Origin of the sequence: Vibrio sp. 1731, from assembly GCF_033339955.1 — a bacterium.
Classification (GTDB): Bacteria; Pseudomonadota; Gammaproteobacteria; order Enterobacterales; family Vibrionaceae; genus Vibrio; species Vibrio alginolyticus.
The window spans coordinates 96,535-108,935 of record NZ_JAWOVO010000014.1 but is presented as its reverse complement, the minus strand read 5'-3'; the positions used below and the strand labels follow the sequence as shown (position 1 = coordinate 108,935).

Annotated in this window: 7 protein-coding genes; 6 read left to right on the top strand and 1 reads right to left on the bottom strand. The window is 39.9% G+C overall.

Annotated elements, in window-relative coordinates; genetic code table 11:
- Position 1: 1 nt before the first annotated feature.
- The gene (locus R7035_RS16500; RefSeq protein ID WP_025634150.1) at positions 2-1,309 is read left to right on the top strand and encodes a hypothetical protein; all 1,308 of its coding nucleotides are present in this window, start codon (positions 2-4) and stop codon (positions 1,307-1,309) included.
- A gap of 90 nt (positions 1,310-1,399) precedes the next feature.
- Here R7035_RS16500 and R7035_RS16495 read toward each other — a convergent pair whose 3' ends face one another.
- A complete protein-coding gene (locus R7035_RS16495) occupies positions 1,400-1,906 on the bottom strand; it encodes a hypothetical protein (protein WP_025634152.1) in 507 nt (168 codons plus the stop codon).
- A gap of 72 nt (positions 1,907-1,978) precedes the next feature.
- Between R7035_RS16495 and R7035_RS16490 the strand changes: the two genes are divergently transcribed.
- The 5 genes from R7035_RS16490 to R7035_RS16470 are packed head-to-tail and all read left to right on the top strand — an operon-like array spanning position 1,979 to position 12,401.
- On the top strand, positions 1,979-2,608 hold the full coding sequence (locus R7035_RS16490) for a hypothetical protein (protein WP_025634154.1): 630 nt from the start codon (positions 1,979-1,981) through the stop codon (positions 2,606-2,608).
- Positions 2,605-3,630 (top strand): hypothetical protein, encoded by a 1,026-nt coding sequence (locus R7035_RS16485; protein ID WP_025634155.1) that lies wholly within the window; start codon positions 2,605-2,607, stop codon positions 3,628-3,630. Before R7035_RS16490 ends, R7035_RS16485 begins: the two co-directional genes overlap by 4 nt.
- Positions 3,620-4,741, top strand: coding sequence for a hypothetical protein (locus tag R7035_RS16480; protein WP_025634156.1), 1,122 nt, complete (start codon positions 3,620-3,622; stop codon positions 4,739-4,741). Before R7035_RS16485 ends, R7035_RS16480 begins: the two co-directional genes overlap by 11 nt.
- 2 nt (positions 4,742-4,743) lie before the next feature.
- On the top strand, positions 4,744-6,228 hold the full coding sequence (locus R7035_RS16475) for a hypothetical protein (RefSeq protein WP_025634158.1): 1,485 nt from the start codon (positions 4,744-4,746) through the stop codon (positions 6,226-6,228).
- Between the two features lie 8 nt (positions 6,229-6,236).
- The gene (locus R7035_RS16470; protein ID WP_077202327.1) at positions 6,237-12,401 is read left to right on the top strand and encodes a hypothetical protein; all 6,165 of its coding nucleotides are present in this window, start codon (positions 6,237-6,239) and stop codon (positions 12,399-12,401) included.

Genomic DNA, 12,401 nt, shown 5'->3' with positions numbered 1-12,401 from the left:
CATGATCAAATTCCATAAAAAGAAAGGTTTAGCACTATCATTAATGGCCTTAGCCAGTTTCTACGCTTTTGCTGAGTATAAAACTGATAAAGCACCTATAAAGAGTAATCCAACAAGTGAGGTTTATGTAAGTGGCTCGAGTACTTTGCCAATTGAACAACTCGTTGAAGAAAAAATGAGTGTAACCACATACAAAATAATTAAAATCATGGAAGACACTAACCTTTATGCCGCCTTCACAAACAAAGGGACATTCATTGTTGATAGCGATGTTAACTTTGCAATTAAGGGGAAAATGATTGATCTGTCCAATGGCGATAACATCCTTGGTCGTATATTCGGCGCACATAAGGATGAGATACAGTCAATAATCACCAAAGAGAAGGCAATAGTTGCTTTCACAGATAGCAGTCATAAAGCTTCAGTCAAATTGAGCGACACCAAGCCCAAGCCTCAACCAATTCCAGCTGAACCTTCTGAACATAACACCAACTTAAACAGCTCTCATGAAGAAAAGATAAACGAGATTTTACGTAAATCTCCAGGAGTTCAGGCGTTAATCAAAAGAAAGTTGGCCATGGAAGCGAAACAAGAACAGCTTGAGCATCAAGAAAGTTCTGATTCTAGCAAACAACAACCCGTAACTCAGTCATCTATTCCAAGCGTAAGCTCCGAAAAAACATCTAACACAATCATGGATGAATTAAAGAACATCGAGCCTCATATGCGTCAAAAGTTAGGACCTACATACGCTCCGATGCTTCTTCCAGCAATAGATGATGATAGCTTTATTGTTTATGAAAATGATGCAGATGTCCCTTATAAGGGAACTTTGACAGTTGCTACCGATTTTAGTTGTCCAGTATGTAAACAGCTACATACTCTAATTCCTTCTTTAAATGCTGAGGGTGTAAAGGTACGTTACATGCCTTATCCTAGAAAACGGATTATTGATTACCCATTCGAGAATAACTTTACAGTCGATCAGTATATATATCGTACTCACCAAGAGCCCCTTAATAGCTTTGGTGAGTTAGTGCTTAATGGATACTGCTCTGATGATAATAAAGCCGCATACAATGAACTCTTTTCTACTAAGAGCTTAAGAAACTTTCCAAGTAACATTTCGAAGAGTTGTGAAACTAAAATGAGGGAATTCAAGATTTTGGGCGATTTAATGTTCGCAGGTGGAACTCCCTACCTAGTTTGGGGAGACGAAGACACTCCAGCAAGTGAAAGGGGTTATATTCGCGGAGTTATGAGAAGTGATAGAACAATTTTCGATCTACTAAAACGAAAGGAAAGTTAGTAACTAGATAATAACTTTAGAGATCATCCCAAACCCTGAAACTTTATTTGGCCCATCTTGGGCCAAATTTTTATTCAATATAATAAAAGTCTAATCTATGGGAGTTACTACTATTGCATCCGCATCGTCAGACTCATGATTACCGTCATATGGCACTAGAGTAATTAGAGAGGCAGATTCTAACTTGTTACCAACGCTTGCTGTAACAGGTAGGCACATATGAAGTTGACGATTCTCACTCTTTGTCATGTTATGAACCCCTCTGCGAGATCGTTCAGAAACAATCACCTCCGTTTCGACTTCATAATGCAATTGCAATTCGTGACTACTTGATAAAGAGAGTGGTGTTGGTTCTACTTTGAACCCGGTAAACTCAATTTTCTTTACAGCATCCCAAACTTCACCTAGTGGCCAACCTAAATAGTGGTTGTGTTTTGAATCAATAGAATAAGCAATCATAGAAGACATACTCCTTGAAAGTCCTATTCTACCTTCCGACACTTCTTTAATTTCTAGGCTGAAGATAGAGTATAGCTCTATGTCTGCTCGCCCACTAACTGCAGCAATCCAGGCTGCATTTCCCTCATAGTCACCCATTTGACACCATTGTTTTTAATTGATGAATGTCTTATATTATACAACTATTACCCCCCGCGCAACGAGGCAAACATGAGGTTAGAAGATAGCCTACAAGACCATGTTTTTGATTCAATTAGTAGGTCATTAGGTCTAACTATCAATGAAAAGCAACACCTTCAATTTGCAGTTAACTGGAACACGAATGAGTTGATGCTTTCGTCTTACATGGCTGCTAATGCTCTTAACGGAACATCTACGTTTGACTGCCAGCTGCCTATTGTTTCTATTGATGAAGATGGGGATATAACATCGCTCGAACTCCCCCATGAAATTGATTGGAGCAAGCCAAAGCAACAGTCCCTTCTATCCATAATAGAGATGCACGGTATTCGTCTTGATAAAAGCGAACCTAGTGAAAACTTTAAGACATGGCTAAGGGTTGCACAGCTGAATGAACTACATAGTGTTATTAAGCGATCTGTTGAACACCATCGTAGCAGCAATTCACCGAATGCCCATCAGATTCCGTTGTTATTAGATAGAACAGACTATCTCTTCGAACCTTCGTCAGGTTTGGCCGTACCTAACACGCAATCAATGCTAAGTAATCGTGTTGAAAACCAGATAATCAACCAGACAACCTACAAGCACAATCTAATTCCAGATAACGAAATAGTGGTTAACCCAGCATTAGACATTTCTATTGGGGTGGAAAGATGAAGAAATTCTTTACAATTGGGGTGGCTATAGTTGCATTCATTCCGTACACAAGCCATGCATTCTTAGCTTGGACGATTGTAGATCCAGCCAAAACAGGTCAAAAAGCTAGTCAAACAGCCACTGATGGTATGACAGCAGCTGAAAGAGCGCTGACTAAGTCTCAAGAAATGGCAAACGAGATCAATAACGCGATTAAATCATTCCAAAACGACGACAACCTCAAAGCTTTCCATACAGCTACTGTATCAGGTAGTCACTCTGAAACGCACAATTTGCTAATGCAATCAAAGATGGAAGTTACACCAGGCCTTTGTGAATTTGTTGAGAGGGCGTATGTAGCTAATTTTGATGAACAAGGCTGTCTATTCTTTGATGATGATGGCCTAACTAGTTCACTAGTAATTGAGGGGGAGAAGGTACTTCCTGGAAAACTAGCCGAAGAAACCTTTGATAACCTTAAGTCCAGCATATCTCATAGAGCTCCTATTGGCGCACCTAACCTTCACGAAGAATACACAATCCTTCTAAATGACACCTTTGGGCAAGCAGTATTGAGTGAGTTATCGCACGAAGACCGTTTAGCTATGGATCAGTTAGTTGGTCTATTAACAACTCAAAATCAATCTACGATCCCTCACCCAAAAGACATGAAAGGTTCTGACGATGAACTCAGATTAACTAGAAAACTGAATAGATACCTTCGAAGTGACTTAGCGATTGCCACTATGAAATCGAGTTATATAAAACGCTCCCAATTGAGCGATATGAACTCTATTCAGTCAGATATATGGCAAGGCAGAACGGAAGAGCTTAGCGATATGAAATCCTTAGGAATGCCTGTAGAGACAGTTAATGGGCTGTCTCCTAGGCCGACCAGCGAAAGTGTTGCTCGGATGGATGCAATTCAATCAGCACGATTAGCAAGATACCTTTTGGCCTACTACGAATCACTACTTACAAGAGAAGCCAACCTTGCTCTTAAGACTCAAATTTTAGCGGAGTTAGCAGAAAATGGACTATAACAAACACTCAATAACAGACCTTATTAACAGCATCCCGCTAGAGTCTATTAGGCTTGAAACACCTGACTTTGAATTCGCAAGCCAAGGACAGAGCTTAAGCACCTCTTCTGTAGCTCCCAATTTACCAGAAACTATCAACTTCACTCCAATATCAGAAATAACACCTGACACACCAATAAAACGGTATTCATTTTCACCTACCGTTAACATTGAAAGTACTGGTATCGATGCTGGTGGTATTACAAATGTAGCTGCGAGCTTAAAAAATTCAGCTATTGAGCACTCCGTAGGAAAAGGATCACCTTCAACTGAAGAGCATGTATTGAAGCATACTGAACCTGCTGAGGAAAAGCATATAAAAACAAAAGAAGAACCCCCAGAACAAAAAACTGCATCCCCAGACCAACCAGCAACTATTGAACGTAATGTTGAGAATGAAAACGTTCCTAAACAGGATGAAGAGAAACCAAATAATAGAAAAAAAACTACCCCACCAAGTAAGGAAAACGGAAGGGAGCAGGATAGTGTACAAAATAAAGAAAACAAGAAGGTCGACCAGTACAACCAAAACATAAATACAAATAGGAACTCTTATGGCCTATTTAACCTCAACCATAACGGCTCCAAAGCTCAAGGTGGGCCTTCTTTCTTAACAAACTCCTACAACAAATTAAAAGGAGAACAGCCAGGGTTGAAACAAATCAACAGTGTCATTGATAGGTCAAGAGATCTTCAACAGTCCTACCTGGACCTAAAAGGACTGATTGCAGAAGGAGCACCAGCTTCAACACTTAAAAAAGCTGAGAAAAACTTCGAGAAGATAGCTAGTGACCTAAATAAAAGTGTTTCAAAAGTTCAAAAGGGATTGGACAACCTTGGTCCTAATGCGATTGACCAACTAGGCAAAGCCGTAGGCCAAGACAAGCTATCCCAATGTAAAAAATCACTTGAAACTGCAACTAAATTACTTTCTGGAGAAAACGTTCAGGAAGTAGGTATGCAGACTAGCAAGATTGTCCAGAAAGCTGCGGAAAACATGCACAAAACTGTTGAAAACATTACAAATACAATTAACACAACCATCAACATGCTTGGGTTAGGAAGAGGTTAACGATGAGCAATTTTATTGAGTTAATGGAAAGTGAAAACGTACCAACAAACTTTAAATTTCTTCTAGGATTCCATCAAGAGACCAGCAAGCTTTCGCACTTCGGAATCGCAAAGCACATTGGTTTACTAGATCAATACATTGAAGATAGCGTTGACTTAGGTTTGCTTAACAATATGACGCTTGAAGAACTATGCATTCAGTTTCCTCACCTAAATATGAGTAAAGAAAAGTTATCTATCTTGAAATCAGGAGTACCTTACTTCAATGGCTTGTATCAACTAGAAATAAACAAAGAAGCCTACAAGTATAAGGACCTCTATGACTATTGCACTGATGGTAAATCAATTGTTCTGAACCTAAACAATAAACCCATAATATTTTTGCCTAGCGAAAATGATTACTATCAACTACAGCTCGATATTAGTAGCAAAAACCACTCTAACGAAATCGTTTTTTGGCTTGATTGCGCTGGCTTATTACCTACAACAGCCACCGAATCATCGGCTCCCGGTACAGGGATCGCCATACAAGAACAAGTCATGGCAAATAACTACTATATAGCCATAGCACCTGAAAGTGAGATTGTTCGTAACCTTTCTAGGATAGACTCCAGTGTATTCTCGAAAGTTAATGAAAAGCTATATGAAGACCAATTACCACATCAGGCCGAAGGGTGTATTGAATTTCTTTCTTTTGCGGAAAAGCACCTGATACACAAGATCCACTTCAATATTATAGATAGCTCTATCAATAGAGTCGTCTGTCTAAATCAAATGGTTACTGAATCTTTTGATTGGACTTCTCTAGGTATGTATCAGGGGTTAAAGCTATTTTTGCAAGAATCCGGCATACCTACCAAAGCTTTAAATGAAACCCCGTATTCAGGTTTCACGGTTATAGAAATGCTTACATCAGAACATACTGATGAAAGCTTTGAATGCGGCATTAAAATAAACTCAATCCCTATCCCTGGCGGCTATACCCTAATTTTGGACATGATGTACACATCTGAGTTTGAGATAGAGACAAATCAGACAAGCACTCCTGAAATTCAAGAGGGAATTGTTCAGTTAAGCTTCGGGAGTATTAAACAAGATCCACTTGGTGGAATGATCAATAGCGTACGAGAGCATTTGAATGAAGAAAATGGAGATACATTTCTAGCGTATGAAGATTCATTTCCTATCTACTTAACAGATCTTGTTCACACAAACCTCTCAGGTGATATCAATAGTTTACTCTCACAGTACGCTTCTTCAGGTATGCAGTTCCTAATAATTGGAGAAATCTCTAGCGAATTCATTGCCAATACTGCACTGATTGCAGCACAAAATGGCTTTATGGTGTTCGGATGGGTTTATTCGGCCACAGAGTCAGGCGCACTAAAAAAATTCACGTATAAACAATCTATTTATAGACAAAGCGAACCTCATGCACTTGGGCAACTCGTTAGACCTATCCAAATTGAACATGAAACTAGCGAGTAGGGGGAACTATGAATCACAATACACCTAGTAACATTGTAGAAAGACTAGAAGCAAGTCTCCGAGGCACGGTCTATGCCACTAAAAAAGACCGTAACAAAACTATTTTGAGAGATTATGGACATCCATTCGGACGCTCCAAGAACTCAATGGGTGCTAGTTTAAAGCTTTCCGATTACGTGAATGGAAAGTCAAAAAGTCTCAATGAAACTTATTCGAGGGAATTTGCAGAAGTTCATTGGGCTAAAGCCGCTGCATTGGCCATCCATCTAACATCTGGATTTGAAGTCTATTCAAAAAATGGTATTTCTGAATTCTTTGAAGAGCGTAAAAAGCTCGGAAAAATTGCAAGTGAGCTCAGGGCTACCGGAGACGATGTATATAAAAATCCTGAGTATGTGGCCGCTAAAAACAAAGCATATGAAGCATGGCAACGTAGGTTTAGTCCAGAACACAACTCAGCATCAATCTTAGATAAAACTCACAAAGCTCAAGATTCACTTTTAAGTGAGTTCTCTAGCCAAGCAGTTAAACTTGGGTACATAGATCATTCTTCACTTTTTAGATTAGAGAAGCTAGTTAGAGAAAACATAAAGTCTCTAAATAACGGGGTTCATGAAAATGAACTAGCTAATCCTGCTCAAATGTATCAACACAAAGCTGAACTTTATGAGCTAATGTTGAGCGAAACGTATCAAGCAGACACTAAATCACTGCAGCTTCTTGGTAAAAATATGTTTCAAGAGCACTTAAGTGAGATACAAAGTTACGCAGATAGTCAAAAGTACACAAGCTCTAGTGGTAAGCGCGTTGATTTTGACATTGACCTAAACTCATACGCTGACTCTCCAACTATTGGTGAAAATGGTGCAAAAGTCGGAGGTATCGCTAAGGAATTCCACCACAAAGGCGGTAAAAAGTCAGAATGGTCGGTTGCAGCTGGGATTAGGGTTTTTTACAACGACAAAAATCCGAGTGACATAACGCCAACGGTCTCACTTGCCGTCGGTATTTCGCTTATAGGTCGAGACTCTACATTTATCAGTTTTAAACCTGACTTCAAAGGCTGGTGCGAACGTCTACCTTGTGCCCCTTTGGGTAACGAGGCAAACCTAACAGCTGAGCAAGCTCGTCTTGCTCACGAAACTCGTCAAAAAGAACTAGCGGATAAAATAGCTGCCTCCGCAAAAGAAGCAGAGCTTAAGCATCAACAGAAGATGCAAGAGATAGCTGAAGCTAACGCTAAACGTGAGATCGAGGTTAAAACCTTAATTGATGCCAATTTCGAAAAACCAGAACTCACTAAAGATTCCGTAAAAGGCACTTATATCCAAAAAAAACATTTGGAGGCCTTACTAAACTATCCAGAACTCCATGGTCTGATGAGACTAACATCTTTATACGACCAACCAGCGGTTAGCATTCAAATGGGCCCTAATGTGGAGGAGACTAGAGGGTTACAGTTCTTAGCCCATAATGGCTCTCCCTGGAACAAAGAAAATCCCACTAACAAAATGTTTGAAGTCATGAATGACGACATGAAAAACAATTTTGTTCAACTCGGCAATATTACACCTAAGACAACGATCATAACGAGTGAAGGCTTTGCTAATGGAGGGTCTTTGTTTATCGCCGCTAAGGAACGTGGTTTAGATGTTGCTGTTGTTTGTGCGATGTTTGCTAATAATATCTCTCACGCAATAAAGCGGTACAGCCAGGACTACCCTAACAACCCCCTATTAAACGCCTCAGATAATGACTGTTTTTTAAAAGCCCCTACGAGTGAACACTCGATTAGAGCTCTTAATTTGAATACAGGCGCGAAGGTCGCTCTTCAAGCTTACGACGAATTTGGGGTAAAAAGCTTTAGCGTTGATTGGGAAAAGTTAGATGTACTTCCAGAAGCCACTGCAATTAAGGCTACAGACTACAATAATTTATTCGATATTTTTGAATATGATAAAGCTATAGAAGTTATGGGAGACCAGTTAGAGCTGGTAATAAGCAACAATACTACACCATCAAAAGAGTATGTCGCTCCCAGGAAATTTCTGGATGCAGAAAGAGATAAATTCACTGATATCTTTGATGCATATGGCATCGATGGGACCCTACTAACCACTAGCTTTCCCGTTGGAATGCAATTCGAAACTCCAAAAGCAGTATCCGTAGAACAAGAGCGAATAGATCACCGAGTCTCTGAGCTACCTGTTCAAGAAGCTAACGTAGCTCCTAATGAACATAATATAGAACGAATAGTGTCATATTCGCTACAACGTCACATCGACGGAGATTGGCAAACTATTGAGAAAGCAGACACCGCTAAAGAAATTTTAATAAACCTAGAAATTGAAAAGGGACACGCAGTTCAGATAGCTTATGAGAAGTTTTCTCAAGCTGAAAAAAACCTTGATAGTGCTTACACCAAAGCTCTCGAATATGTTGGTTCAACATACAGATGCTTTGACGAGGAATCAAAAGTACCTTTTACTTCCGCAGATACATACAACGATATTAGGGATATTCAATTGGCCCATGATGTCGTTTTGCTTGTTGAGAATGAAACGGGAACATTTGCTAGACCAATAAGAGTTTCTGAAGATGGTGAGCTTGTTATCGGAGGTAGCAAAGGGCTGAAACAACCGAGATACAACAGCAGAGCAGACCTTGCACAAGACATCAACGCTGTAGTCGAATCAATATATTTTAGTAACAATAATTATCAGTGGCTTACTGATCAAAACTTTGTATTACGAGATATTGATGCAGATGGTAAGCCAGACAGAACTACTTCAAGGACATTTGAGGAAGAATTCGGCCTCAGCGTATCGGAAGTAATGTCTACATTAGTGGACCCAAGGTCGATACAAGCAAAGCTCGAAAACTCAAATCAGACAATCAAAATAAATTGTACGACGACAAACGAACTTGAACCAGTAACTGAATTAGAAATTGACAGTAATGAAGTTGCTTATGAGCTTGACAGAATCAGCTCTCAACCAAACATTATTGATATCGATACATCTGCTTTTTCTAGTGCAGATCAAAACTTCTATATCGAACCCGCTGAGCGGCAGTCAAAACCTTACACAGTTAAATCATTTGCACCTAATGGAGCTGTAAACGGTAACTATGAGTTCGATTCATTGGCTCTTGCAGAGAATAAAATTGACGCATTGAATGGCACTAAATTCACCATACCTACAACCGTTTACTATATTTCAAAGCATGGTGAAACGCCTATATCAACAACAATCGACCCTGTGGATTTACCGCTATTGCAGCCAAAAGCACCACTGCAAGAGGAACCTGGTCAACTTTCTCGAGAACTAGAAACCTGCTTAGTACAAATTGATTCAACAGATTGGGGGACGTACGAACTCCCAATATCAAATGATACCCCGATAATGTTGAACCAAGAGGGTAGCTGGGTTAATGCATCAACTGGAGAGCCGACAAAGACTCTTAGCTTAATTGAGCTATACAACATCGAAAACGCCCATACAGAAGGTTTAGATAACGATAATGAATTAACCTTAGATAGTACCAACTTCGCAGAGCTTGCTGCCGATGGTGGCTTCGATATTGATTTCAGAGAACAATATACAGGCTTGGACCATGATCTTATTGAAACCACACATGAAATAGAACCCATTGTCGATGATTTCAACTTTGATATTGACACATTAGCTAACCTTGACATGAATGAACTGGAACCTGAAATAGAGGGAGCCCAGTTAGAACAGCTCAAAGAAAATATAGTTGATGCTATTGACCTAGAAACAGACAACGAGCCTGTAAACCACGAGCAAGAACTGACTAACCCTGACGCTTGGTCCGATGAACTCACTCACGGCAATCATAACCTGGAAGAGAGCATTGAGGTTGAGGCAGAAACGGATAGCCCAGAATTACTCGATAATGCAGATGACTGGTTGGATGAATTATCTGAACTTGACGCCCCATCGTTTAAACCCTCAACAATCGACCCATTAGAGAGCGATATGCCTGATTTTTCAGGTATGGAAGACGTTGAATGGGGTCTTGATGATTTCGGCATAGATGAGGAAGAGCAAACCATTAGTGTTGCTGGCTCAGAACATGTTGAAAACCAGGGCACAATAGATTTGTTTGAGTTAGCTGACCAAGAAGTGGAAGTCCAATCCGTATCTAACGAACAGCCATCATCTGTAAGTCAAGCAGAAAGACACAGTATAGATACGACAATCAATGACGTAAGTATTGAATTGGGTCAAGTTGACCCCAAGTCCGATGGACTGGATCTTAAGCATCAGAAAACTACAGGGGTAGGCGAGCGTTCCTTGGCTGAGCAATCTATGGAGAAGATTGATAGAACGACAGATGTGCTTGTCAACTCTACAACAAGACCACCAAACAGCGATGAACAAGTAATAAAAACTAATACTGGGGCAAAATCATTAAGTCAGCTAGTGTTAGATGAACTAAATGCTACAAGTATTAACTTTAGTGACCAGTTCACACCAAAAGATACTTTTGTTGGAATTTCAAGCTTTACGACGGTAGGTGCCTGGGCCGATAGTTCGAAATATTGGAAATCAACAACCACTGTAGAAGCCTCTACTTTGAATGTTAGAAGTGAAATCGATTTACCTTTAGTAGACGTAGAAGCTCCAGATGTTAATGTGCCAACAACAGAACAATTAACGTCTATATTCGATAAATCTAAGCAGAAAGCTTGGAATGAACAACGAGCCGCAAACTCAATCCAGGCGCAAGTCGAAATGTTTGAGGAAATTGCGCTTTCTGAGAACCAAAACTTTAATGCGAACCTAGATGTTGCACCAGACCTTGATGGTACTTCCTCTTCCTATAACCCTAATAGTGAACAGACATCCTCAGATGCGATACCGTCAAAAGACACAACAAGCCCTGACATAGAAAATACAGCTCCTGCAAACGAGATAAAGGATGAATCCAGAAATGGACAACACCAAAGTGAGATAGAAAAGGAACTTTTAAAAGTACTTCAGTCACTCAAATCCTCAGATAAGGAGAGTGTGGCCCATCTTACTGGACTACTTACAAACATAGCTGAGAGTGCAGCCAAAAATGCCATAGACGTCCATGACGTTAAAAGTAGAATTGAGACACCACATAAAGTAGAAGTGACTAACCAATCAGAGGAGCCTATCCAGGTTGTAACCAAAACATTCTCGGAGACAACAAAGGTCAATATTAATGACTTCGACTTCGATGATAATCCTGATGTAAAAGCTTATGTGAAACTTGCTAATGAACTTGTAGGCGACAAAGGACAGTCAGCTATACAAAAGAAAGCAGCCTTCCTATACGCATCAAAGACATCTCCAGAATCAGATACCAAAGAGCTAACTCAAAAAGCACTTGAAGTATTGGTATCAATAAAAAAACCTGAAGACAACTTAGCTAAACAAGAATATGCATCTAAAGCTAGTGAAATAGGCAATTGGTTGGCGACTGAAGCTAGAGTGGGGATGATGATCGAATCTACACGCAATGAGCAAGGCTACGTGACGAAATTTTCTGCTCTTGATAAAAAGCTACACGCAAAGGTACATGAATATCTTACCACGCCTTCAAGCCCAATTAAGGGCGCTAATGACCCTATATACTTTAGTCGAATTTGTCTAAAGGACGCTATTGAAAAACGTCAAATACCTGAGGATACGCTTAGGCAAGCTCTTTTCGGCATATGGAATAGCCCTGTGGGTAATACAGGTGAACTATCTAAATACTACAACAAAGTTGCTACCAGACTGCACGAAACTGGAGTAAGGAAGGTAGTTAACGATCTTAAAGAGAAAGGTATTATTGAGAATGACCCTAGTAGTAGACAAAATCTACTGTATGAAGACCCACTAGATGGGACACAAAAGTCCTTAAAGATTTCAAGTTTAAAATCTGCAGCAGCTGGTTTGGTAGCAGAACGTGAAATACAAGCTGCAAAAGAAATGCCTCGAACAGCGAAGAAGAATCAACGTGAGCCATACAGCTACTTCGTAGCTAAAGCATTTGAGAATCTAACTGAAATTAGTACTCCTTTAAAAACGGAGATTGATTTAGATAAGCCATGGAGAGCAACATTGCGAAGAGGTGATGGTTCGCGTTCTGATATGAACTCCAAAGAGCAAGAAACTATGGAGATTACAAGATAA